Origin of the sequence: Paraburkholderia sp. RL17-347-BIC-D, assembly GCF_046027915.1 — a bacterium.
In the GTDB taxonomy this organism is placed as follows: domain Bacteria; phylum Pseudomonadota; class Gammaproteobacteria; order Burkholderiales; family Burkholderiaceae; genus Paraburkholderia.
The window spans coordinates 1-24,083 of the sequence record NZ_JARESS010000041.1 but is presented as its reverse complement, the minus strand read 5'-3'; the positions used below and the strand labels follow the sequence as shown (position 1 = coordinate 24,083).

Here is a 24,083-nt window from a genome sequence, read left to right as displayed (position 1 = left end):
AGGTGTGCGGCGAAAACGATTAGGCTTACCTCGGGAGGCCTACGCGGTGTCCAGGGCTCAGGACAGAACGGCACGTAAGGGACGTTGATCGCCGTGCAGGAGTCCGTAGCGAGCATAGTAGGGAGATGACGCCTGAAAGCCCAAGCGCAGAGGAGCAGCGAGTAAGCCGCAGAATTCGTTATAGGATGCGTTCATGATTTCGCGAGGCCCGTGTGAGTATCTGATTGGCGCGCTACGGGGCTCGACAATTGCAGATACGGACGCCGCCCTTCAAAGGATTATCGCTGAGGCGGCTCGTCGACACCTGCGCGAGCAGACAACGACTATCAATGAGGAAGACGTACGCGCCGCATTGAGTACAGCAGTGAACGCTTACTCGCGGCGGCTTACTGCCACAAGCGACGGCGTCTGCGCGTAAGCCGCGGGCATCGGCTGAACCCGCACGACGCAACGAAAGCCGCCGCCGCATATGCGCCTGCCGAGACGCTGCGTCGGGTGTTCCTGGGAGGGTGCACGACTCGCGGCGCGCGGGCGGCTGGCTGCTATCGCGCGTTTGCGCACAGTCGGTGCCCGGATAGCGACGCACGGGTTCCGTTCGTCAGCTGAAGTCTTTGATGCAATCGTTGACCATGCTTCTCAAGCTGGCATTTCTGCTCGCAATCGCCGGATTTCATGTAGGGGTCCAATGACCTTGAACACCTCTAGAGGGGATAATTCTCCAGACTGAGGTGAGAGAAATGGGCAAACGGAATCTGACTGAGGAATTCAAGGCTGAAGCGGTGCAACTGATACTTGCGCAGGGCTATTCAGTCACCAAGGTCTGCGAGGCGCTCGACGTTGGCGACTCGGCCTTGCGACATTGGGTAGCGCTGTGGCGTGCACAGCAGGCTGAGCCACCACGCAGCGACGTGCAGATCCAGAACGACCAGCGACGCATCCGGCAACTGGAAGCGCGCGTGATTGAACTCAAAAGGGAGCGCGAAATACTAAAAAACATTCCAAGGGGCGCGCTCCGCCCGAAGCGCAGAAACTCTTGGGTAGCACTACACTGACTGATCCCGGAGGGAGCGGCCGTCAGACGTTTGGTGACTCATCCCGTTAAGAAAGGTGGCCTAGGGACTGACGCGGACCCAGCATTGGTGACGCCGCCTAGGCGATCCCGTTCAGGAAGGTGATCGATTCCGCTGTCCCGCCCTCTGGCCATTCTGATTGCCGAGGGCCGACATGACGACAACGAAGTCCCGGCGCGCGGGCAACGCGACGCAATTGACGGTGGTGCATCCCAATGCCGCGGCGATCGATAACGGCGCGCAGTTTCATGTGGTGGCGGTCGGCCCGGAGCGCGACCCGGAACCGGTGCGTTCATTCCGCAGTTTCACCAAGGAGCCTCACGATCTGGCGAACTGGCTGAAGCAGCTCAGGGTTACCACCGTCGCAATGGAATCGACCGGCATCTACTGGATTCCCGTGTTCGAAATTCTGGAGGCGAATGGTTTGGCTGTCGTGCTGGTCAATGCGCGCGGCGCGAAGAAGGTTCCGGGCCGCAAGGCGGATGTGAACGACGCGCAGTGGCTGCAGAAGCTTCATACGTGCGGCCTGCTGCGCACGAGCTTCCGGCCACGCCAGGACGTGGCCACACTTCGCTCCTATCTGCGACAAGGAGAACGGCTGCTCGAATATGCCGCGGCGCATATCCGGCACATGCAGAAGGCGCTATGCAGATGAATCTGCAACTGCATCACATCGTGTAGGACGTGACAGGTGCCACGGGCATGAAGATTATCCGTGCCATCGTGGCTGGCGAGCGCAATGCCGAGACGCTAGTCCAGCATCGCGACGTGCGTTGCAAGGCATCGGTTCAGACCATCCAGGCCGCGCTAATCGGCAACTATCAGGCCGAGCACGTGTTCGAGCTGACCCAGGTCCTTGCGCTATACGACTTTTACCAGACACAGGTCGCGCAATGCGACGAACGTATCGAACTCGCTCTGCGGCAACTGCAGACCGGTGTCGAACCACCTACCGTGCCATTACCTGAGGCGCGATGCCGAACCAGGCAGCCGAACGGCTTTCGCTTTGACGTCCGCGCTGCGCTATACGGCATGCTCGGGATCGACCTGACCCAGATTCACGGCCTCGGACCCTACGTAGCGCTCAAGCTCGTTGCCGAATGTGGCAATGACATGTCGTGCTGGCCCACAGCAAAACACTTCACGTCGTGGTTGTGTCTGGCTCCGGGCAACAAGTCGGTAATGCGTGTTTCAGACGTGTAGCCGATCGCTTTCTTGTTCGATCAACCATCGTAGACCTCGGCCGATTCGGCGCCCCCCGGTGATGCGTCGTCTTCGGCGGCTACGCCGCATTCGACTCCTCACCACCGGCCAAAACCTTCGCCGCCACCCCGGTCAACCTGATTGTCGATATCAACGCACAGTACGTATCGAGCAGACGAGCCCGATCATCGGGGCGGGGGGCGACGAATCGCAGGCTTCATCTAGGTCGACTGAAAACTGAAGGCTGGGGTTGGAGCTCGACTGCTACACCGCGGAATCGTCAAGCACGGATGCCCTGCCGATTTCGATTCGCGCGACTGTGCGATCCTGGTACTGCATGACTACACGCCGATGCATATGCATCTTGACGATTGCGGGATTGCACCACGCGGGTAATTCCGCATATTACTAATACTTTACGATTTCTATACTGACTTACCGATTGACGGTCAGGCTTCCTAAGAACGTGTGAATCGGCGCGCATGAGCCCGCATCGAGGCTGCATGCAAGAAAAGACATGCTACGGAGACAGCTATGGGAATTCGCTTGAAAAGCGTTGTGGGTGCGCTCGCCCTTTGCGCCCTCGCCAATGTCAGCTATGCGGCAGATCCGATCAAGATCGGCGTCGACGGCCCTTTCACCGGTGGCTCGTCTTCGATGGGCGTGAGCATGCGTGACGGCGTGCGCCTCGCGACCGCGGAGATCAATAAAGCCGGTGGCGTGCTGGGCCGCCAGATCGTGCTCGTGGAACGCGACGACGAAGCAAAGAACGAACGCGGCGTGCAGATCGCGCAAGAGCTGATCAACAAGGAAAAAGTCGTGGCGGTGGTCGGCTACATCAACACCGGCGTCGCGCTCGCTTCGCAGCGCTTCTTCCAGGAAGCGAAGATTCCCGTGTTCAACAACGTCGCCACAGGCAGCATCGTGACGAAGCAGTTCACCGATCAGCCGGATAACTACGTGTTCCGCAATGCCGCCGCGGATCGCATCCAGGCGCCGATGATCGTCGAAGAGGCTGTGACCAAACGCGGCTTCAAGAAGGTCGCAATTCTCGCCGACTCGACCAACTACGGTCAGCTCGGCCGCGAAGACCTCGAAAAAGCGCTCGCCGCCAAAGGCGTGAAACCCGTCGCCGTCGAGAAATTCAATATCAAGGACGTCGACATGACCGCGCAACTGCTCAAGGCCAAAGAGGCCGGCGCGGAAGCAGTGCTGACGTACGGGATCGGACCAGAACTCGCGCAGATCGCCAACGGCATGGCCAAGCTCGGCTGGAAAGTGCCGCTGATCGGCAGCTGGACCCTGTCGATGGCGAACTATATCGACAACGCGAGCACCAACGGCGAAGGCGCGCGCATGCCGCAGACCTTCATTCAGGAAGCGAACACGCCGAAGCGCAAAGCCTTTATCGAAGCGTACCTGAAGGAATTCAAGCCGAAGAACAACCGCATCGACTCGCCGGTGTCCGCCGCGCAGGGTTACGACTCGGTCTATCTGCTGGCCGCCGCGATCACCCAGGCCGGCTCGACCGACGGCCCGAAAGTGCGCGCCGCGCTCGAAAACCTCAACACCAAGGTGGAAGGCGTCGTGATGGTCTACGACAAGCCGTTCACGCATGACGACCACGAAGCGATCAGCCCGAACGTGCCGGTGGTCGGCGAGGTCAAGGGCGGCCGCGTGGTCTATGCGTACGAAGCCGACAAGAAAGGCGGCAGCCAGTTGCGCAGCAAGCAGGCGAGCTCGGCGAACTGAGCGTGGAATAAGCGCGGAACAAGCGCTAAGCAAGCGCGGCGGCATGTTACGAAGCCGCACCCGCCTTGAGGCGGGCGCGGCTTTGCTTCATATCCGGTGAACTCCAAGGCGGTCGACGATGGCCATTCTTCTGCAGCTCATTTATAGCGGCATTGCGCTCGGCATGATCTACGCCGTGATCGCATTCGGCTATCAACTCACATTCGCCACCTCGGGCACGCTGAACTTCGGCCAGGGCGACGCGCTGATGCTCGGTGCGCTGGTCGGCCTCACGCTAGTCACGCTCGGCGTCAATTACTGGCTGATGATTCCGCTCGTCTGCGTGTTCGGTCTGCTGCAGGGCGCGTTCGTCGAACGGATCGGGGTGCGGCCGGCGATCAAGATCAAATCCGAGTTCGGCTGGATCATGTCGACGATCGCGCTCGGCATCATCTTCAAGAACGTCGCGGAGAATCTCTGGGGCCGCGACGATCTGCGCTTCCCCTCCCCGCTGCCGGAAGCACCGCTGAAAGTGTTCGGCGCCAATGTGCTGCCGATGGAATTGCTGGTGGTCGGCGGCGCCCTCGTGATGATGCTGGCGGTCGAGTTCTTCAACCGCAAGACGATCTTCGGCAAGGCGGTGGTAGCCACCGCGAACGACCGCGATGCCGCGGCGCTGATGGGCATCAACACCGGTCTCGTCATCACGTTTTCGTATGCGCTGTCGTCGCTGACCGCGGCCTTTGCCGGCGTGCTGATCGCGCCACTCACGCTCACCGGCGCGACGATGGGCGCGGTACTCGGGCTCAAGGCGTTCGCGGTGGCGATCATCGGCGGGCTGTCGAGCGGGCTGGGTATCGTGGTGGGCGGCGTGATTCTCGGGATTGCCGAGACCACGACCGGCTTCTACCTCTCCACCGGTTACAAGGACGTACCCGGGCTCGTCCTGCTGCTGATCGTGCTCGCGTTGAAACCTGCCGGCCTGTTCGGCAAGACGTCGATCAAGAAAGTGTGAGGACCGCCGTGAATCCGAAGAAACTCATTGTGTCCGCACTGGCGCTGATCGCGCTCGCGGTGTTTCCCGTGCTGTCGGGGAACCCGTACTACATCCACCTGCTCGAGACGATCATGATCTACGCGATCCTGCTCTTCGGTCTCGACATCGTGGTCGGCTATACGGGGCAAGTGTCGCTCGGGCATGCCGGGTTGTTCGGCGTGGGCGCTTACACGGCCGGTGTGTTGTTCTTCAAGCTCGGCATGCCGTTCATCGTCACCGCGCCGCTGGCGATTCTCATCACCGCGGGCTTCGGCGCGATTCTCGCGCTGCCGGCCTTGCGCGTGTCCGGTCCCTACCTCGCGATGGTGACGCTGGCGTTCGGCACGATCCTCCAGATCCTCATCAACGAGATGGATTTTCTGACCAACGGGCCGATGGGCGTGAAGATCCCGAAGCCCTCGATCGGCGGCCGGCCGATGAACGAGGTCGAGTACTACTGGCTCGTCGCGGCACTGCTGGTCGCCTCGCTGATCGTCGTGCACCGCGTGCTCAGATCGCATCTGGGCCGCGCGTTCGAGGCGCTGCGCGACAGTCCGATCGCGTCGGACTGCATGGGTGTTTCGGTGTACCGCTACAAGGTCTACGCGTTCGTGATCAGCGCGGGGTTCGCCGGCCTGGCGGGCTGCCTCTATTCGTATTCGGAGCAGTACATCTCGCCGAATACGTATAACTTCGAACTCACCATTCTGTTCCTGCTCGCGATCATCATGGGCGGCCGCAAGACCCGCACCGGCGCGCTGCTCGGCTCGGCGATCATCGTGCTGCTGCCCAAACTGCTCGACGACATCGACATGTTCCGCACCGTCGCCTCGGTGCTGGCAGCGGTCGTCGTGATCGGCGCGGGTGTCGCGCTGGCGCGCAAGGTGTCCACGCCGCGCAAGGTCGCGATTCCGGTTTTGGGCACGGTGGGTCTCGCCGCGTTTTCCTACCGGATCGACACGCTTGCCGACTGGCGGTTGACGATCTTCGGGCTGATGATTCTGCTGGTGGTGTATTACTTGCAGGACGGCGTGGTCGGTTTCGTGCGCAAGATCGTGATGCATGGCCGCGTCCGCACGGTTACTGTCGACACCACGAAACCGGCCACGATCGGTGGCGATGCCATTCAGGCAGTGCAGGCGAGCGGTACGGAAGACATTCTGCAATTGCGCGGCATCCTGATGCAGTTCAGCGGACTGAAGGCGCTCAACAACGTCGATCTGACCGTGCGGCGTGGGACGATTCACGGCCTGATCGGCCCGAACGGATCGGGCAAAAGCACGATGATGAACGTACTGACCGGTATCTATGTGCCGACCGCTGGCACGCTCGACTATCGCGGCGCGTCGCTCGCGGGCAAGACCTCGGCGCAGATTGCGCTGTCCGGTATCGCGCGCACGTTCCAGAACGTGCAGTTGTTCGGCGAGATGACCGCGCTCGAGAATGTGCTGGTCGGCCTGCATCACACGTTCAACGCCAATCTCGCGGATGTCGGGCTAATGTCGTCGCGCTATCGACGCGAGGAACGCGCCGCCCGTGAGCGTGCGTTCGGCATGCTGCGCTTCGTCGGCCTGGACAATGTCGCCGCCGAAGAAGCACGCAACCTGCCGTACGGCAAACAGCGGCTGCTCGAAATCGCGCGGGCGCTCGCGCTCGATCCGCAACTGCTGCTCCTCGACGAACCCGCCGCGGGACTCACTGCGCCGGATATCAAGGAACTGGTCGCGATCATTCGCAAAGTGCGCGATCACGGCATTACTGTCGTGCTGATCGAGCACCACATGGACGTGGTGATGAGCGTCTGCGATCGGGTTTCGGTGCTGGATTTCGGGCAGAAAATCGCCGAAGGCAAGCCTGCCGATATTCAGTCCAACGATAAAGTCATCGAAGCTTATCTCGGCGGCCAGCCTGCCGGCCAAGCGGCGTGAACCGACTCAACGCGCCTACAGGAACAGACATGTTATCGATCAGAAATCTGCATGCGGGCTACGGCAAGGTCAAAGTGCTGCACGGCATTTCGATCGATGTGCCGAAGGCGTCGGTTGTCACGCTGATCGGCTCGAACGGCGCGGGCAAAACGACGACGATGCGGGCGATCTCCGGCATGATCCGGCCGAGTGCCGGCGAGATTACGATGGGCATCGGCGCGAACGCGAAGCGCATCGACGCGTTGGAGTCACATCGCATCGCACGGCTCGGGCTCGCGCATTCGCCGGAAGGCCGGCGCGTGTTCGCGACCATGAGCGTGACCGACAACCTGATGCTCGGCGCGTTTCCGCGCCTGACATCGGCGCGGCCGCGCGGCGACGTGAAGGCCGATCTGGAGCGCGCGATCGAGATGTTTCCGCGGCTCAAGGAGCGGCGTCACCAACTGGCCGGCACGCTTTCCGGCGGTGAGCAACAGATGCTGGCCATGGCGCGCGCGATCATGATGAACCCGGAGTTGGTCTTGCTCGACGAACCGTCGATGGGACTCGCGCCCATTCTGGTCGAAGAGGTGTTTCGCATCATCGGGAATCTGAAGAGTCAGGGCGTCACCATGTTACTGGTCGAGCAGTTCGCCGCCGCGGCGCTCAATGTGGCCGATTATGGCTATGTGCTTGAGAACGGCAAGATCGCGGCGCATGGGCCCGCGGCGGAGTTGCGCAACGATCCCTCGGTGAAGGCGGCGTACCTGGGGGCCACTCACTGAGGTGCATCGGCTAGTGCGTGGCACGAACCGTGCAGGTTGCGCACGCAACCTTCTCTTTCAACTCGACAAGCCAGATGAAAGATTTAGCATATTCCGTGCGAGATCGAACACTCTTCTGGCGGCCTAGCCAGCACACTTAAGGCAACGGAATTCTCGCCATAGGCGTGGCTGGAATCCGGAACACGAACGCGCAATACGTTGCGACGGCCATCCACACTCATCTCGTCGGAGCCCGGCGTCTGCGCGGCAAGCCGCTTTCATCATACACATGGATGCGGCGATTGACGCATGCCCTAACCGAGCTTTGTGTGCTGTACCGAACGGAGTAGCGGCATTCGTACAGATACTCTACGTCTACACATGCTCGACCAAACACGGAGCGGGCGCGTATTTATTGAATTGATCGCCATCGTGGGTCAATGCGGGAATGGCCAGAGGCGGCCTGCCACGTGAAACCGGTTTACCTATCGCATCCGGCTTCGGCTGTGACAATTGGAATTTTGATAACGATCAACATTTTCGTAGTGCCAACGGTGGCCGTCAAATGTATCGCGACACTGATTGGCATATCTTTCTGAGTCGGCCAAGACATCGGCATTTTACGACTTGTCCGCAAACGGACGCCGAATTGCCAAGCTATACTTTCTACTGAAATAATTAGGATTTATGTTGCCGGGGAATGCGATGCTTCGCATGCTTCTAGCGTGCGCCCCTGCTTCGTAGGAGAAGTTTTTTTATTAATTTTTCTTGATCTTTTCTTCTTAATTATCTGAAGTACTTTTTATAGCAATTAAAGATTGCTATATCCCTATTTTCCTATCTCGCGTTGTCCGCCGAAATAACCGGCACGACTTGCAATGCCGAAACACTGATGTACTCGTCAACGAACTTCGCACCGGGGGCAGCAATGGCTTTAGTCGGCAAGGTATCGGAATCAGTGTCAAAGGACGTCAATCCTTTCGATGCCCGCTACGAAAGTCGTTCACACGCCGATCATCCTGAATTGGGCGGCCGCGGCTTTTCAGCTTCACATGTGGATAGCACCTCGGAATTGAACCGCGCCGACGAGTCCCTTTCTGCGGACGTGTCCGCGGATACCGCTGCAGGCCCCGTGGCTCGCCGTACGTTGTCGGCGGCTAATGACTCTGACATCCCGTCGAGAAAAGGTGACTTCACGAAACGCACTTTCGATATTCTCGGCGCATCCGCCTTGCTCCTTGTGCTGCTGCCGATTCTTCTCGTCATAGCTTGCGTCGTGCTGAGCGACGGCGGGTCGGCTTTCTTTGGCCATCCGCGCGTTGGAAGAGGCGGACGATCGTTTCGCTGTCTGAAATTCCGCTCCATGGTGCCGAAGGCCGACGTCGTTCTTGCCGAGCTCCTTGCCACCGACGCCAATGCGCGCGAGGAATGGAATCGCGATTTCAAACTGAAGAACGATGTACGCATCACCACCGTCGGCCGGTTTCTGCGCAAGTCGAGCCTCGATGAACTGCCTCAACTCTGGAATGTCCTTCGGGGCGACATGAGTCTCGTCGGTCCTCGCCCCATCATCACCAAGGAACTGGAACGCTATGGCTCCGACGCCCACTATTACCTGTCGGTCAGGCCCGGCGTGACAGGATTGTGGCAAGTCAGCGGACGAAATAACGTTGACTACGCAACGAGAGTCGCACTGGACGTCTCGTACGTGAAGGAACGCTCGACCCTGCTCGACATCAGCATTCTGCTGAGAACATTCAAAGTGGTCTTCGACGGAAGCGGGGCGTATTGAACATCGTGTACGCCCGGCACAGCAAAGTAATCCGTATGGAGTGCCCATGCAAATTGTTCACGTCGTCGAATCGGCTTCTACAGGCACGCTCTCCGTGGCGTGCATGATCTCGAATCGTCTCGCCAGTGAAAGTCACGAAGACTGCGTTGAATTCTCACGGCGTAGCGAAGCACCCGACAACTTACCTTCTCTCTCCCCTCGAACGTTCTGTCGCGGCAATTTCATATGAAGGCCGAGCGGTGAACGTTTGTGCTGGCTGACAGCGCCTTCTCGATGCTTACATCGACTGGCATACCGGAGCGATATCTGATGAAACAGTTAGCGGAGCGGTCCAACGTGCACCGGGAAGAGGCCCCCGTTCAGACTGCGTTGCCAGCCGACGCTGGCTCGGCGCGAGACTCTCATTGGCGGGGTCCGTCTGCTGGGTTTGCAATCAATGGCAAGTTTGCGTCTCAACGCATAACAGGAGTGCAACGTGTCGGTTATGAACTGGCGATGGCGTTCCAGCGTCTGTTTCCTGAGGAAGCCGACCTGCCCTTGTTGATTCCCTCGAACGCACGAACTGACGTTGTCTTGCCGAAAGCAAAAATGATCGGCCGGTGGCTGAAGGGTTCTCTATGGGAGCAACTGGCACTGCCATTCGCGATTGGCGGCCGAACGCTTCTCAGCCTTTGCAATATGGGCCCCTTGTTCGCTCGCCGGCAGGTCGTGATGATGCACGACGTTGCGATCTACGATCTACCGGAAAATTACTCGTGGAAGTACAGGCTCTGGTATCGCGTTGCGTTTTCTCTGCTGAAGCGCAACGCTAGTCACATCGTGACGGTGTCGGAATTCTCTAAGACACGAATCATGGAGCGCCTTGGCATCGACGCGTCACGCATTTCGGTGGTCCTGAATGGCGTGGACCACTTTGAAAAGATCGCACCGGACACGGCGATTCTGTCGCGGTTGAACCTGCAGAACGACGGATACGTGCTCGCTGTCGGAAATCTCTCGGTAGGAAAGAACCTTCCACGCATAGTTGCCGCGATGGAGCGCCTGAGTGACCGCCATGACTTGAAGTTTGTTGTCGTTGGCGGATGCGATTTGCGGGTCTTCAGTTCACAGGCGAAGGTAGGGTACGACTTGTCGAAAAACATCATCCCCGCAGGATTCGTATCGGACGGCGAATTGAGAGCGCTGTACGAAAACGCAGGCTGCTTTCTGTTTCCGTCCTTATATGAGGGCTTCGGATTGCCGCCGCTTGAAGCGATGTCTTGTGGATGTCCTGTCATCGTGTCACGTGAAGCTTCGCTTCCTGAGGTATGCGGCAATGCTGCGATGTACTGTGACGCGCATTCGGTCGACGACATCGTCGACAAAGTGACGCAGATGATGGAGGACGCCGCGGTGCGCGAAACCTGGCGCGAACGCGGAAGGGAGCATGCCCGTGGCTTCCGGTGGGAGCGGTCTGCACATCAATTGCTCGACGTTCTCGAGCGTGAGCTCGCGGGCGGAGTGGCTCGCCCGGTTCACGCGCGATCCGCGCCTTCGCGCGTTTAGCGCGGATCGCGCAACACCTATCAGGATGCGCCGGTCCAAGCATCTGCAAGCTCGTCGCGCCTCACTGCGGCAAGACCTTTTTTACGACCTATTCGAAGGAGCTTCGCAGCATGAATACGCCCGCCTCCACGATCGATCTTGCCGCCACGCTACGAGATCACTTCGCACGCGTCGTCCTGCCGATCTGGCGCGGGCCCGGCTTCAATACCGCGATGCATCTGCCTTACGAGGCCGTCAGCGCCGACGCGGGCCACGTTCCGATGCCGGTTGAACGCTATCGCGCGATGGCGTGCGCGCGGCAGTTGTTCGTCTTCTCGCAAGCCGGCGAAGCAGCCCATGCCCATGTGCTGTTCGAAGCCCTGCTGCACTACTTTCAGGACAAGCAGCGCGGCGGCTGGTTCTACAGCGTTGATGCGCAAGGTGCGCCGCTCGATACGACGAAAGATCTCTATACGCACGCGTTCCTGGTCTTCGCGTGCGCTGAATATGCCGCAAGCTTCGACAATCGCGATGCACTCGACCTCGTCAATAGCACCTCGTCGCTAATCGAAACGCGTTTCGCCGCGCAACATGGGTTGTTCAATGCAGCGCTCGACGCGGATTTTTCGACGGTGACCGGCACGCCGGTGCAAAACCCGTTGATGCATCTCACCGAAGCCTGGCTCGCCGCGCGCGAAGTGACCCAGGACAGTGCGTTCGATTTCGCGTTGCGCAAGCTGGCCGACGCCATCGAACGCACCTTCGTGCATGCGCCGACCGGCTGCATCGCGGAACTGCCGTTGGGTGTCGACGACAACCGTCTGGAGCCCGGCCATCAGTTCGAATGGTTCTGGCTGGTCAGACAAGCGGGCACGCTATTGAACGGGTCGGGACTCGACGACTCGCTCTCGCGCGCGTTTGAGTTTGCGCAGCAACATGGCGTGGATCCGGTCACGGGCGGCGTGTGCGCGTCGCTCGATGAAGCCGGTCGAGTAAAGGACGCCACGCAGCGGATCTGGGCGCAAAGCGAATATCTGCGCGCACTCGCCACCCGCAACGATGACGCGGCGCGTGCGGTGTTGCCCGGGCAGATCGAGCGCTTCCGCGAGCGGTTTCTGCACGCGCAAGGCTGGTTCGAATGCAAGGCGGCCGCGGGTGACGTGTCGCGCGCCGACATGCCGTCGACTACGCCTTATCATCTCGCCACCGCTTACGCGGCGCTACCGGCTGAAGTTCGCGACGCTCGCAGCATTGCTGCGGCGTGATTGCAGCCTGAGAAGGACAAGGTCCGCGCGATCGTTCGGTTCGCGGGACTGAACTCGTTCATTTCGGCATGCCAATCGATGTGGGCATCGAGCGGGAGCGGGACACCAGCCGGCACAACGAGTCCACACCGTGTCCGCTCTCGACGTCCCGCTCACGTCTGCGCGTCAGGTGCTCACGTTACTCGGTTTTTCAGAGCGGGGTTTCGCTCGCCAAGGTAATAGGGAAATTCGCGCGAGAATATTGCCTCGACTTGCGGAATGCAAGTCAAGCTGCAGTGCCTGCTGGAGTTCCGGGCGACGGACCGTCGCGGTTCCCAATTTAGCCACGACGATGCCCGCCGCGACATTGGAAAGCACGACTGCTTCGTCCAGCGGCATGCCCGCGCCGAGCGCGGCACTAAGCGTGGCAACGACAGTGTCCCCGGCCCCCGTCACATCGAACACCTCGCGCGCGCGCGTTGGCAAATGCAAAGGGGCGTGGCCGCGAGAAATTAACGTCATGCCTTTCTCGCTGCGTGTGACGAGCGCCGCTTCGAATTCAAACGCATCGCAAAGGGCGGCACCCTTCTGCTCGATCGTGGCATCACTCTCGCACCGCCCAACGACAGCCTCGAATTCGGACAGGTTGGGCGTAATGACGGTGGCGCCGCGATAACGCTCGAAATCCGTTCCTTTCGGATCGATGATGACGGGTTTTCCTGCACGGCGAGCGGCGGAGATGAGGTTCTTCGAATCGTGCAATGACCCTTTCGCGTAGTCGGATAAGACCACCGCATCGACTTCGTGCAACTGCCGCTCAAAGCTGAAAATCAGCTCATCTCCATTGCGTTCGGGAAAATGGTCCTCAAAGTCCGCCCTGATCATCTGCTGATGGCGGGAAAGAATCCGAAGCTTGGTGATCGTCTTGCTGCCCGCGACGCGTTGGAGAACGCAATCAACCCCGCCTTCGCGCAGCAACTCTTCGATCCGATCGGCGTGCGCATCCTGCCCGGCCAAGCCGAGAAGGCGAACACGAGCTCCAAGTGCTGCCGCGTTCAGCGCGACGTTTCCCGCCCCACCGACACGCGTCTCTTCAGCTTGCACATGGACGACGGGAACGGGCGCCTCCGGCGAGATCCGCGAGGTCGAACCGTGCCAATACCAATCGAGCATAACGTCGCCTACGACCATTAATTGAGCGCAGTCGAAATCAGGAGGCGAAAGCTTCACCGGCGGGTTTCTTGTCATGGCGGCCTAAATTGATCGAATAAACTTCACTCAGAACGTCGGCGACAGAAGCGACGCTTATTTTTTCCATCACGTACTTCGCATTTCTCGGATATTCAAATCCGAGGCTCAGGAACATTCCGCCTTCTCGCTTAGACACAGCAAGGACTCCACGCTCTTTGCCGACAGGGCCCCATCGAAACGGATTGGTAGGACCATGCAGACTAATCATCGGCGTATCCAGCATTGCGGACAAATGCATGATTCCGGTGTTCACACAAACTATGCATTCCGCCCGCCTTACTATTCCGACCACTTCAGTCAGACTCACCTTGGCTGCCACGCTTACGACCTTCTGGCTGCCGATCAGCTCAACCAATTGTTGAGCCCGTGTGGCATCTTCAGGACCGCCCGTGATGACAATGGCGTGCCCGCTATCAATCAATACATGCGCAAGATCGCGCCAGCACTCCATGGGCCATTCGCGCATGGCGAAATTTGTTCCAGAGGCCCACGGGTGAAAAACAACATATTTATCGTCAATGACGAACGGCAAACTGGAAGGACGAATAGCCTTGGTGATTTTCGGATGTTCCGTCGACTCGATGCCTAGGGGGCGCAATAGCCTTCTGAAATTATCCAGCTCATGAAGGCCTTCGCAATGCTCAACGCTGGCATCATAAGCATAATGGCGGAATTGATTCCTGGTCTTAAAACCAATCGTAAACTTCGTCTTCGTGAAAGCTGCCAATATGGCCGAAATCCTTGGCCATTGCGAAGTGTCGATTAAGACATCGACCTCGTATTTCTTTATTTCCTTGAGCGCGTTCAACGGGCTGGTCAAAGGGACTATGACAACTTCGTCGAACCCGTCGAACAGATCATAGATACGCGCGTTGCTTCGTGATGCAAATATCACTATTCTGGAAATCTTTTTGACTTTCCTCAACTCAGAAATAATTATCGACGACAAGATCGAGTCGCCAATTGCAGCGAAGGCAAAAATGCCTGCTGTCGTGCACTCAACCGGCAGGCGTCGTTTTTTGCGAAGCGCCCCTAATATGTACAAGAAAGCGCCACCGACAATAAGGTCGACGCGCTTGAGAAGGTTCTGTCCGCGCTCATTTTTCATTTCAGGTCCAGCAACATCGAGTTGAACGTCGAGCTAGAACCCGAGCGGCTGCATACCTTCGCCGGCTGGGGTGCGATAGGCGTGACGACCGTGCGCCCGGGCGAATGGCCTTGGCATGCCCCCGTGCGCTTGTCACCACAGGTCTTCACGTTGTCGTACTGTTCGAGCAATGTCGCCAATTCCGCCTCGGTCGTCTGGAGGGATGATCTGACAGGCACCGCGCTGGATCAGGTCATCCAGGCTACCCAACGTCGCCGCTGTACCGTTGTTCGCTGATCCCGTCAATTTGTGCCTTGACGGTGGATTCCCGTTAGCTGGTCGTGACTCTCGACAGGCACCGTGCTCGGCTTACCGCCGCTGCCATTCGACCGCCCCGCGTCAGTCCATACACCGGGTCCGACGATACCTTTGAGGGCTCACACTCCGAAGCAGAAGATCACAACAGTCGGCGGCATCGAGCGCCGAAAGTCTGCAATGGCCGATGATGCAACTGCATGATCCGTGCTGGAACGCGCGCTGTCTGTGCGGCGCCGAACGTTCGAATGCCCGAGTGCATGTGGGGCACCCATTGCGGAAAGCTTTTGCCGCAGAACGACCGGCACAGGAAGGTCGATCGATATACTAAGTACTACTTCTATATCCAGTCCGCAGAATTATTCCGCGAAGGACACTTGGTCTGCGCGAAGCTACCTATCTGTTTCTCCGCGCTTATGCGGATCACTACAACACCGCCTCACGAGGATTCAGGCATGGCGACACGACTTGAACCCGGCATCGTGCAGGGGCGCCGCCTGGTTGGGATATTGCCACTTCAGTAATTTATGCAGGCTTTCGTGGTTCCTATCGGGCGAAACTTCATACCGCCTATTAATGCAACTGTAATCAATCCTGCCACACCACTATTTGCGAAACAAATAGTTTTGCCCGCCTGTCGGCTATCCACCTACCTAAACTGAATCGGCGCCGCGCAACGTGCGCTAAACCACAGACTCCAACGTGGCAAAGGAGGTATTCCTATCACATTTGCGCAAGTCGCGATGGACGCGGCGAAGCTTGTCGCTCCATCGAGAAGCTTGCTACCCGAATCTTGGAGATGGCGCCTTTGAACACGCATATTCTCAGTTTTGGATCGTCTCGCGCAGACAACGAAGCGGGTAACTTTTCGTTGCGCGACATGCTTCATCTATTGCGGGACCCTGTCTGGACACTGCTGGCATTTATCGCCTTTGCGACGTTCGCAGCCTCTCCTATTTTCTTGCGGCGCCTATCCGGCCGTCAGAGCTTTTGGTCATTCACGACTTCAGGAAAGTCGCTGCTCAACTGACCGAGCAGTTCGATCTCGTACCAGTCGACGCTCCGCCTTGCCTGATCTACAAGCAGGCCGCGCAGTCCACACGCACCATCTGTTAGACAGACGAAGTGTCACGCTACAGAACAATCTCCAGTTGAGATCCACAGCAAGGGACTTCACGCAACTTGCTTATTGAAACACCTGGCGAGTTCGCCGGAACGCGGGGCCTTGAAGCCGGGCAGCTTCGAGATCCAAATATGTGTCGCAGCGAGAACTATTGATTCTCGATCATGTTGGGGTGAACTATTCATGAGCCGATCTACGCCGCAAATTGGAATCGAGGTAAACGAGAATCGTATTCCCTTCAATACGCCCGCTATGACGGGTAATGAACTGAAGTACGTCGCAGAAGCTCACTTCAGTAAAAAGCTCGCTGGCGACGGCTCCTTCACAGGACGTTGCAACGAGTGGCTGCAGGAAAGAAGCGGTGCCGGCAAGGCATTGCTGACTCACTCCTGCACAGCCGCGCTTGAGATGGCAGTCCTGTTGCTGGACATCCAACCCGGCGACGAAATCATCATGCCGTCGTACACGTTCGTCTCGACGGCGAACGCATTCGTCCTGCGCGGTGGCGTGCCTGTCTTCGTGGATGTCCGCGAAGACACTATGAATCTCGACGAGCGATTGATCGAAGCGGCGATCACGCCACGAACTCGAGCGATCGTCCCGGTGCATTACGCCGGCGTGGCTTGCGAAATGGACACGATCGTATCCATCGCTCAGCGCCATGGACTCAAAGTCGTCGAAGACGCGGCGCAGGCCGTCATGGCAACCTATAAGGGCCGTGGCCTCGGCTCCATTGGCCACCTCGGAGCTTACAGTTTTCACGAAACGAAAAATATCATCTCGGGCGAAGGTGGCGCGTTGCTCGTGAACGATCCCGCCCTCACGAGGCGCGCGGAAATAATCCGTGAGAAAGGCACTGATCGAAGCCGCTATCTCCGCGGAGAAGTCGACAAATACACCTGGCAGGAAGTCGGCTCTTCATTCTTACCAAGTGAGTTGATCGCTGCCTATCTATGGGCTCAACTGGAAAGTGCTGAAAAGATTACTCAGGCGCGCCTCGCGCACTGGGAGCGATATCATGCGCTTCTCGAGCCGTTCGAGCGCCGAGGCGCGCTCCGTCGTCCGATCGTGCCGAAAGAGTGCCAGCACAACGGGCATATGTACTACGTTCTGGTTGAAGACGAACACGTGCGCCAGCGTCTACTCGATGAATATAGAAGGCAGGAAATAGGTTCGGTATTTCACTATGTTCCGCTTCATTCATCGCCTGGCGGGCAACGGTACGGCAAAGCTGGCGGCCCATTGGACGTTACCATCGACCAGTCAAAACGCCTGATTCGGCTTCCCCTCTGGGCCGGCTTGACCGAAACGCAACAAATGCGCGTGGTCGATATTTTTAGCGCGCTGGTGAAATAGGGCTGAACCATGCTAGACACGCATGTGCGAATCGCATCCGGGCGTTGACGAGAGGTCGTCGGCAGCGGCCCGGATGTGCTCACGCACCGGAAGGTGCGGGGGTGATGATGTTGCCGACCTCCGTCGCGGAGTTCTCTTATCTCGCGCCGTAGACTTTCGTCGCCATCGCTTGTGCCCGGGTGCGGGCCGGGAGATTGGCAGCACGCCGGAGTAACGAAGCGCTGCCACGCAGTCCCTCAGTCAATGATCGGCGACTGACAATGAGAAGCCGGCTCTAAGTCCTTTGAACACGCTCGATCTGGCCGCCGGCGAAAACTTCACGCATTTGACCGTCAACGTGACGACGGCATAGGCAATCGCAATTGCGCGGTGTGCAGGTGCGAGGTGCTTGCGGCTGAAATAAACGCGATTGCGCGCCGTATAGAACAGGCTGAAGGGACTTTCATTACCGCCGGTAGACACCGCCACCTTGTGACCGACGCTCGATGTCGGCACGTATAGCAGGCGGATATTGGCACTCTTCATGCGCCAGACGAAGTCGCTGTCGTCGTAATAGACGAAGTATTTTTCGTCCATCATTCCGACTGTCTGAAAGATGCTTTTGTGCAGCAACATAAAGCAGGTCGGCGCGTATTCTGTAAACATTTCTTCGTCGAACTGCCCGCGATCTTCCTTCCGATCGCCCACGTGCGGCGTGGTGGCGGTAAGCGGCGAGAATCTTCCGCCCGCACACCATATCCGATTGGTGCCGTGATAGGTAATCTTGGGCACCGAGGCCAACGCACCCGACTCCTCGGTGTGCCGCACCAGTCCCGCGATCACGTCGGGATCCGGGAAGGCGGTGTCGTTGTTGGCCAGCAAAACGTATTCGCATCCGTCTGCAAGCGCCATCTCTATACCCTGATTGTTGCCGCGAGCAACGCCGACATTGTCGCTATTGAATACGATATCGGCGTGGATATCGTTTAGAGTCGCAAGCTCGCGCGATATCGCACACCCCGTATCCTTCTCGCTGTTGTCGATCACGTACAGCTTGAAATTCGCATCTCGCTGGGCTGCCAGACTCTTGAAAAAATCAGGAAGCACGGAATCGGAGCGATACAGCACGGTGACGATCCCGATCAGCGGCGAACCATATCTCGTTGACATATCGCGTCCTTCAAATGAGTTGCGGAGGCGGCCGTCGCGGCGCCTCCGTCATAGCGTGAGGGCGTCACACCGATGTGTCATGCGGCGCGTTCACAGCCCTTGTATAGACCCTTCTCCCGCATCTCGGCGATGCTCTTCTCGTAGGTATCGGCCATCACCTCCTGCTGGTCGACCCACCGGGCAAACCGTGCGATGCCTTCGCTGAACGACACCTTGGGCTCGAATCCGAGCATGTCCCTTGCCTTGGTCAAATCGGCGTAGACATGGCGTACATCGCCCAGGCGGAATGCGCCCGTCACGGTGACGCTGACATCGCTGGCATACACCTCGCACAAAGTCTTGGCGACGTCCATGACCGAAGTGCGCACGCCCGAACCGATGCCGAACACGTTGTCCGCCGCGTTCGCGTTCGTGAGCGCTGCGTAGGTCGCATCCACCACGTCATCGATGTAGACGAAGTCACGGCTTTCCAAACCATCTTCGAAAATATTGATCGGATTGCCGTTTTTGATGCGCGTCGAAAAGATCGAGAGAATGCCCGTGTAGGGGTTCGATAACGACTGCCCCGGACCGTAGACATTCTGATAACGCAACGCCGACGCATCGATGCCGATAGAACGGCAAGTCGTCATCACCATCTGTTCCTGAGTCTGCTTGGTAATGCCATAAAGCGAGGTCGGATGGATTTTCGATTCCTCGTCGGTGGGCACGCATTCCATCGCTTCGCCGCTTACCGGGCAGAGATGCTCGAACTGGCCTTCGAGCATGCCTTTTTCCTTCCGCGGACCGGGATACAGAATGCCGGCGGCCGGGGAACGATACTTGCCTTCGCCGTAAATCGCGCGAGACGAAGCAACGACCACTTTGCGCACGGAATTGCGGCTATTTTTCACCAGTATGTCGAGAATCAGCGCTGTGCCATGCACGTTCACGTCGACATAGCGATCGACCTCGTACATCGATTGGCCCGTACCCGTCTCGGCCGCAAGATGAACGATCGCGTCCTGCCCCTGCATGACACGTTCGAGCATGGCTCGATCAGTCACCGACCCCTTCACGAAGTGCACGCTTTCCGGCAACGATGCGAAGATCGCAGACGTGACGCTGGGATTCTCTCCGTGAATCTGCGGGGAGAGGTTATCGAGGACCGTGACTTCCGCATTGTTGGCGCAGAGCTTGCGCGCCAGACTCGAGCCGATAAAGCCGGCGCCACCCGTAATCAGGACTTTCATTGTTTCTCCCTCTCCCAACATCTGGTTTCGAAGTTGTAGCGCTTGATGATTTGCGCCGGATTACCTGCGACCACGCAATAGTCGGGAACGTCGCGGGTCACTACCGAATGCGCGCCGACCACGACGTGGCGGCCAATTTTCACGTTGGGCAGAATGACTGCGCTAAATCCAATAAAAGCGCCCTGCCCGATCACCACATAGTTACCTCGCGTGCGAATACGCTCGCCAATGCGGGTGGTGTCATTGACGTTCTCATACGGATGCTCGACATCGACAATGGCAACGTTGCCGGTAATGGTCGCGCCGTCGCCGATCTCGATTGAAGAGCCGCATACGATGTGAACGTTCTGCTCGATATTGACCCGGCTTCCGATCGTGAGCCGCGGCGGCGCAGCCGAATCCGTCACGACGAGTTCGATGCGCGCACCAGGCCGAATCAGTACACGCTCGCCAATCGACGCGTAATGCACGTTGACGAGTAGCATGGGACGAAAGATCGTCGTTTTCGCGCCGACCGACTTGAACACATGCGCGTACCACAGGCGTGTCTTGAGTCGGTACCAAGCGAGAAGCGCGCGGTTACACAGATCGAGAAGCCTCAATCTTTTAGTGGCAGGACGCTCGTTCTCCTGTACGGTGGTACTCATGCGTGGGCCCGTTGTCGTCCGGTCACTTGCTTGAGCCGCGTATAGACAGCGCGTGACAGACGTGGCCACCGGCGCGTCGAGTACAAAACTAGCTGTTTCGTGCTGATTCTTGCCGCGCGCCAGCTCGACTCGATGCAGTCCTCGAAGTTATCCTCGTGTCCATGCTCCAGATAGAAGATGGCCGAGGTCAGATAGAACTTTGCGCGCCCCCGGTTGACTGTGTCGCTCGCCATGCCGAGATCGGCCGCGATCTGGCAGGTCTGGATCATGTCGGCCATGTATTCCCTATGACGCTCGGGATTGTTGATTCGTGTCGAGGTCATGCCGGTCCGGTTGACACGGTAAAGGCCCCACTCTTCGTCCAGGTAGCAGCCTTGCCAGCCGAACACCACCTGGAGCAGGTGGGCCACATCACAGACTGATTTCAGACCTACGTCAACGGGGCTGCGATGACGCAGATGGGCCCGATACATCTCCGAGCTATGAAAAAAGTACGGTCCGTTCTTGATGAGGAATTCGGCGTCGAACGTTGCGGGCTTATTTTGGGGTAGTGGATACGGCACAGACTCCAACGTATCCTGGTCCACCGTGCGCATCCTATGGACCACGAGACCGCATTCAGGATGCTCTCTTAAGAAATCGAGTTGGCGCTGCAGCTTGCCAGGAAGCATGACATCGTCGCCGTCGATGTTCGCGATGTATTCGCCCTTCGCCATCGCGACGGTATCGGCGAAGTTCGCCGCGAAGCCGACGTTGGCGTCGTGCGAAATGACCTTGATCACATCCGGATAGCGCGATCGAAACGACTCGATGACGTCGAGGGAGTTGTCTGGCGAATTATCATCGCCCACGATCACCTCGAATGGCACATCGAGCTTCTGGTCGAGTACGCTTTGGAGGCACGGACCGACATACTCGCCTTGCCGGTAGCAGAGCACGATGACCGATAGTACGGGCGTGGCTTGCTCCTGGACCGGAGGGTAAAGGTTAGTATCCATGCTGTTGTCTCAGTTGAGGACCAGCCGCCCGGCCAGGTGGCGAGCCTTTCGTTGAATAATCGGCGAGACCGCGATGGTCAATGCGGCCATAGCGAGCCACGCTCCTGATAGAACAAAGAACAGACCAATACGCGAACAGCTTGTGAGATCCGCGAAACTCAACAACAGTCCGACGGGGGTGAGCGCAGCGATACGCGCAGCGAGGCCGCGATACCAACTGGCGTTGATACCGGGGATAAACTTTCGATGTACGATCGCAACCCAGCCGAACAGGAGCAGAAAGTTCATTCCCGCCCACGCATAGGCAGCGCCGACCGCACCGAGATGAATGCCGCCAAATAGGACCGCGGGCGCATAGAGGACAAGAAAGCCGATATTGCCTTTCAGATGCAGCGACAGGTCCCCTTTCGCGTACTGCACGATAAACGCCAGCGAAGCGATCGCCGAAAATGCGTTTCCTGCCGCATAGCATTGCATCGTTCGCAATGCGTCGGGACTCAACGGTGCGCTTGCGGACCAGAATCGAAGCACGGCCTCGGGCGCACAGATGAACACTGCCGCAACCGGGATCACCGCCAATGACGTCAGTTCAGTGGCCTGTGCATACATCTGGCGAATTCGTTCCCCGCCGCCGAAGCTTTCTGTAGTCAGCCGTGGAATGAACGCCTGTTGAATCGGGTTGGCCAACAACAAGATTCCGCTCGCCAACAGAGTCGCCAGGCTGAACACCGCAAAATCCGCCAGCGGCAAGATTTTCGAAAGGGCGATCTTGTCGATCTGTGTGGTGCAGGCCCAGATCACCGTCGCCAATGCAATCGACAGCGACAGCTTCGCGCGGGACGACAGTACCTTCCATGAAAAACGCGTCGACAGAAACGGTATGTCGATCGTACGGCCGAGCAGTGTCCGCATCGCGGCCGCTTCTACGACAATCGCCAAAAGTTGCCAAACAAAGAAGAACTCGATACGCGGCCAGATCATGATGATCGGCACAACGAGCACCGTGCGTATCACGGCAAAGGTGATGACAATTCCGTTGAGTGCAACCTGTCGATCGATGCCGACCACACCCCCACGGTATAGCGCACCGAGCCACCGCCCGATGGCAGTCAGCATCATCAGCACAAATGCCGTACGAATCACGCTCGGAGGCAGTGTGGACGCGTTCAACCATCGTTCGGCGAAATAAGGCGCGATGAAGATCGACAAGACGAACAGGATGGCGCTGGTGCCGAGAATCAGCTTTTCCAGTGATTCCAGCAACAACCCGACTTCAGCTTTCGAACCGGTACCGGCCCGCAGGCTGCCGAGCTCCCGGCACAACGTGGGCGAAAGACCGAAGTCCAGAACGAGTACCCATGCGAGAACCACCGCGTTGATCGCAATCAGCCCATAAGCTTCGACCCCAAGATGACGCACGTATATCGGGACCATGACGATGCCGAGCAACGCGGTCACCATCTGTCCAACGAAATTTGCGAGCAGGGTTCGTCTCAACATCGCGGTCTGCCAGTAAATTAGGTAAGGGCTGAAGGTACGCCAGAGTCGCCGCGAATTCTGAATTGACATCGTCAATATCAACTCATCGCGAACGTGTCTTAGGGCGAGCGCTTGATCTGCCAAACGACCGAAAGATGTCACCTCCATTCCGGCCGGTCGATGCCGGAATGACAATTCGCGCTGACCACAACGCGTTTCGACGATAGGGAAAAATGACTACTTGTGAAACTTGATGTATTACGAAAGTATTTGATGCGGGCTCAGGGCGTATTGTGACTATCGGCAAACGCCCCTCGACTGCGTGAACAGACGCGCATACGAACACTTATGCGCAAGCCAACTCACGATGCGCATCACTGCGGTCTACGCCTTGAAGCGTACCTGTGCAGCTTCAATTTAAATGTGCGGCGGCGCACGTTCAGCAAGGTGCGTATGAGCTATCGCATGGAAGCCGGAAGCAGCTTCGCTCCATTCGAACATGACGGGGTCAGCGGCTTGGCCACGCCACCTGATCCTTCGGAAGATTGAGCAGATACTGGCCATACGCATTCTTGGCGAGCGGTTTGGCGAGTTGGAGCAATTTCTCCTCGTCGATCCAATGTCGGCGGAATGCAATCTCTTCCGGACACGCCACTACCAAACCCTGACGCTTTTGCAGCGTTTCGATAAACGTAGCCGCCTGGATCAGTGAATCATGCGTGCCTGTGTCGAGCCACGCGTAGCCACGGCCCATGATTTCCACTTCGAGCGCATTGCGCCGCAGATAGCACGAGTTGACGTCGGTGATCTCGAGTTCGCGACGCGACGACGGTCTGATGTCCGCAGCGATGTGGCAGACCTGGTTGTCGTAGAAATAGAGGCCTGTGACCGCATAGTTCGAACGCGGCTTTTCGGGCTTCTCCTCGATGGAGAGCGCGTGAAAACTCTTATCGAACTCGACTACGCCGTAACGTTCCGGGTCATGCACGTGATACGCGAACACCGTCGCGCCGCTGTCACGCGCATTTGCGCGCTCGAGCTGCGCGGCGAGATCGTGACCATAGAAAATGTTGTCGCCAAGAATCAGCGCCGACGGATCGTTGCCCACAAAATCCCGGCCGATGATGAATGCCTGCGCGAGCCCGTCCGGCGACGGCTGAACCGCGTACTGGATG

At 58.3% G+C, this 24,083-nt stretch carries 21 protein-coding genes; 13 read left to right on the top strand and 8 right to left on the bottom strand.

Translation table 11 applies throughout. The features are described from left to right. Positions 1 to 737 precede the first annotated feature (737 nt). The 10 genes from P0D96_RS35840 (at position 738) to P0D96_RS35795 (ending at position 12,292) form a co-directional block, all read left to right on the top strand. A complete protein-coding gene (locus tag P0D96_RS35840; protein ID WP_408318387.1) occupies positions 738 to 1,052 on the top strand; it encodes a transposase in 315 nt (104 codons plus the stop codon). A gap of 172 nt (positions 1,053 to 1,224) precedes the next feature. Continuing rightward, the gene (locus P0D96_RS35835; RefSeq protein WP_408318385.1) at positions 1,225 to 1,725 is read left to right on the top strand and encodes an IS110 family transposase; all 501 of its coding nucleotides are present in this window, start codon (positions 1,225 to 1,227) and stop codon (positions 1,723 to 1,725) included. A 47-nt stretch (positions 1,726 to 1,772) separates the two neighbouring features. After that, a complete protein-coding gene (locus P0D96_RS35830) occupies positions 1,773 to 2,273 on the top strand; it encodes a transposase (RefSeq protein ID WP_408318383.1) in 501 nt (166 codons plus the stop codon). Between the two features lie 534 nt (positions 2,274 to 2,807). Further along, complete coding sequence (locus P0D96_RS35825) at positions 2,808 to 4,025, top strand: ABC transporter substrate-binding protein (RefSeq protein WP_342960084.1); 1,218 nt, start codon at positions 2,808 to 2,810, stop codon at positions 4,023 to 4,025. Between the two features lie 118 nt (positions 4,026 to 4,143). After that, entirely contained in the window at positions 4,144 to 5,019 is an 876-nt protein-coding gene (locus tag P0D96_RS35820) for a branched-chain amino acid ABC transporter permease (protein WP_132375813.1), read from the top strand. Between the two features lie 8 nt (positions 5,020 to 5,027). After that, positions 5,028 to 6,968, top strand: coding sequence for a branched-chain amino acid ABC transporter ATP-binding protein/permease (locus tag P0D96_RS35815; protein ID WP_408283071.1), 1,941 nt, complete (start codon positions 5,028 to 5,030; stop codon positions 6,966 to 6,968). Between the two features lie 29 nt (positions 6,969 to 6,997). Then, positions 6,998 to 7,732, top strand: coding sequence for an ABC transporter ATP-binding protein (locus P0D96_RS35810; protein WP_408179405.1), 735 nt, complete (start codon positions 6,998 to 7,000; stop codon positions 7,730 to 7,732). 907 nt (positions 7,733 to 8,639) lie between these two features. After that, positions 8,640 to 9,503: a sugar transferase gene (locus P0D96_RS35805; RefSeq protein WP_408318380.1), complete on the top strand. Its 864-nt coding sequence runs from the start codon at positions 8,640 to 8,642 to the stop codon at positions 9,501 to 9,503. A 309-nt stretch (positions 9,504 to 9,812) separates the two neighbouring features. After that, a complete protein-coding gene (locus tag P0D96_RS35800) occupies positions 9,813 to 11,048 on the top strand; it encodes a glycosyltransferase family 4 protein (RefSeq protein ID WP_408318378.1) in 1,236 nt (411 codons plus the stop codon). A 110-nt stretch (positions 11,049 to 11,158) separates the two neighbouring features. Beyond that, complete coding sequence (locus P0D96_RS35795) at positions 11,159 to 12,292, top strand: AGE family epimerase/isomerase (RefSeq protein WP_408318376.1); 1,134 nt, start codon at positions 11,159 to 11,161, stop codon at positions 12,290 to 12,292. Positions 12,293 to 12,457: 165 nt separating this feature from the next. Here P0D96_RS35795 and rfaE1 read toward each other — a convergent pair whose 3' ends face one another. Further along, complete coding sequence (rfaE1, locus tag P0D96_RS35790; protein WP_408318375.1) at positions 12,458 to 13,519, bottom strand: D-glycero-beta-D-manno-heptose-7-phosphate kinase; 1,062 nt, start codon at positions 13,517 to 13,519, stop codon at positions 12,458 to 12,460. Continuing rightward, complete coding sequence (locus tag P0D96_RS35785; protein ID WP_408318373.1) at positions 13,482 to 14,630, bottom strand: glycosyltransferase family 9 protein; 1,149 nt, start codon at positions 14,628 to 14,630, stop codon at positions 13,482 to 13,484. Before P0D96_RS35785 ends, rfaE1 begins: the two co-directional genes overlap by 38 nt. A gap of 21 nt (positions 14,631 to 14,651) precedes the next feature. Here P0D96_RS35785 and P0D96_RS35780 point away from each other — a divergent pair, with 21 nt between their 5' ends. From P0D96_RS35780 to rffA, 3 genes are all read left to right on the top strand, one after another. Next, on the top strand, positions 14,652 to 14,906 hold the full coding sequence (locus P0D96_RS35780) for a hypothetical protein (protein ID WP_408318371.1): 255 nt from the start codon (positions 14,652 to 14,654) through the stop codon (positions 14,904 to 14,906). An 826-nt stretch (positions 14,907 to 15,732) separates the two neighbouring features. Beyond that, a complete protein-coding gene (locus tag P0D96_RS35775) occupies positions 15,733 to 15,954 on the top strand; it encodes a hypothetical protein (RefSeq protein WP_408318369.1) in 222 nt (73 codons plus the stop codon). 276 nt (positions 15,955 to 16,230) lie between these two features. Further along, the gene (gene rffA, locus P0D96_RS35770; protein ID WP_342960091.1) at positions 16,231 to 17,403 is read left to right on the top strand and encodes a dTDP-4-amino-4,6-dideoxygalactose transaminase; all 1,173 of its coding nucleotides are present in this window, start codon (positions 16,231 to 16,233) and stop codon (positions 17,401 to 17,403) included. A gap of 240 nt (positions 17,404 to 17,643) precedes the next feature. On the opposite strand, the gene P0D96_RS35765 is transcribed toward rffA, so the two are convergent. From P0D96_RS35765 to P0D96_RS35740, 6 genes are all read right to left on the bottom strand, one after another. Continuing rightward, positions 17,644 to 18,510: a glycosyltransferase family 2 protein gene (locus P0D96_RS35765; protein ID WP_408318367.1), complete on the bottom strand. Its 867-nt coding sequence runs from the start codon at positions 18,508 to 18,510 to the stop codon at positions 17,644 to 17,646. Between the two features lie 119 nt (positions 18,511 to 18,629). Then, positions 18,630 to 19,784, bottom strand: a complete 1,155-nt coding sequence (locus P0D96_RS35760) for an NAD-dependent epimerase/dehydratase family protein (protein WP_408318365.1) — start codon at positions 19,782 to 19,784, stop codon at positions 18,630 to 18,632. Beyond that, positions 19,781 to 20,431: an acyltransferase gene (locus P0D96_RS35755; protein ID WP_132375822.1), complete on the bottom strand. Its 651-nt coding sequence runs from the start codon at positions 20,429 to 20,431 to the stop codon at positions 19,781 to 19,783. The genes P0D96_RS35760 and P0D96_RS35755 overlap by 4 nt, the downstream gene beginning before the upstream one ends. Then, positions 20,428 to 21,429 carry a glycosyltransferase family 2 protein gene (locus P0D96_RS35750; RefSeq protein ID WP_408179396.1) on the bottom strand — a complete coding sequence of 334 codons (1,002 nt, stop codon included), beginning with the start codon at positions 21,427 to 21,429 and terminating at the stop codon, positions 20,428 to 20,430. The genes P0D96_RS35755 and P0D96_RS35750 overlap by 4 nt, the downstream gene beginning before the upstream one ends. A gap of 9 nt (positions 21,430 to 21,438) precedes the next feature. Beyond that, positions 21,439 to 23,076, bottom strand: a complete 1,638-nt coding sequence (locus tag P0D96_RS35745; protein ID WP_408318363.1) for a lipopolysaccharide biosynthesis protein — start codon at positions 23,074 to 23,076, stop codon at positions 21,439 to 21,441. Positions 23,077 to 23,416: 340 nt separating this feature from the next. Beyond that, positions 23,417 to 24,083, bottom strand: a 667-nt coding sequence (locus P0D96_RS35740) for a sugar phosphate nucleotidyltransferase (protein WP_408318361.1), incomplete at its 5' end; no start/stop codon positions are given.

Excerpts from the sequence above, each read along its gene's own strand:
- P0D96_RS35840 (WP_408318387.1), top strand. The coding sequence starts at position 738 with ATGGGCAAACGGAATCTGACTGAGGAATTCAAGGCTGAAGCGGTGCAA.
- P0D96_RS35835 (WP_408318385.1), top strand. The coding sequence starts at position 1,225 with ATGACGACAACGAAGTCCCGGCGCGCGGGCAACGCGACGCAATTGACG.
- P0D96_RS35830 (WP_408318383.1), top strand. The coding sequence starts at position 1,773 with ATGAAGATTATCCGTGCCATCGTGGCTGGCGAGCGCAATGCCGAGACG.
- P0D96_RS35825 (WP_342960084.1), top strand. The coding sequence starts at position 2,808 with ATGGGAATTCGCTTGAAAAGCGTTGTGGGTGCGCTCGCCCTTTGCGCC.
- P0D96_RS35820 (WP_132375813.1), top strand. The coding sequence starts at position 4,144 with ATGGCCATTCTTCTGCAGCTCATTTATAGCGGCATTGCGCTCGGCATG.
- P0D96_RS35810 (WP_408179405.1), top strand. The coding sequence starts at position 6,998 with ATGTTATCGATCAGAAATCTGCATGCGGGCTACGGCAAGGTCAAAGTG.
- P0D96_RS35805 (WP_408318380.1), top strand. The coding sequence starts at position 8,640 with ATGGCTTTAGTCGGCAAGGTATCGGAATCAGTGTCAAAGGACGTCAAT.
- P0D96_RS35800 (WP_408318378.1), top strand. The coding sequence starts at position 9,813 with ATGAAACAGTTAGCGGAGCGGTCCAACGTGCACCGGGAAGAGGCCCCC.
- P0D96_RS35795 (WP_408318376.1), top strand. The coding sequence starts at position 11,159 with ATGAATACGCCCGCCTCCACGATCGATCTTGCCGCCACGCTACGAGAT.
- rfaE1 (WP_408318375.1), bottom strand. The coding sequence starts at position 13,519 with ATGACAAGAAACCCGCCGGTGAAGCTTTCGCCTCCTGATTTCGACTGC.
- P0D96_RS35785 (WP_408318373.1), bottom strand. The coding sequence starts at position 14,630 with ATGAAAAATGAGCGCGGACAGAACCTTCTCAAGCGCGTCGACCTTATT.
- rffA (WP_342960091.1), top strand. The coding sequence starts at position 16,231 with ATGAGCCGATCTACGCCGCAAATTGGAATCGAGGTAAACGAGAATCGT.
- P0D96_RS35760 (WP_408318365.1), bottom strand. The coding sequence starts at position 19,784 with ATGAAAGTCCTGATTACGGGTGGCGCCGGCTTTATCGGCTCGAGTCTG.
- P0D96_RS35755 (WP_132375822.1), bottom strand. The coding sequence starts at position 20,431 with ATGAGTACCACCGTACAGGAGAACGAGCGTCCTGCCACTAAAAGATTG.
- P0D96_RS35750 (WP_408179396.1), bottom strand. The coding sequence starts at position 21,429 with ATGGATACTAACCTTTACCCTCCGGTCCAGGAGCAAGCCACGCCCGTA.
- P0D96_RS35745 (WP_408318363.1), bottom strand. The coding sequence starts at position 23,076 with ATGGAGGTGACATCTTTCGGTCGTTTGGCAGATCAAGCGCTCGCCCTA.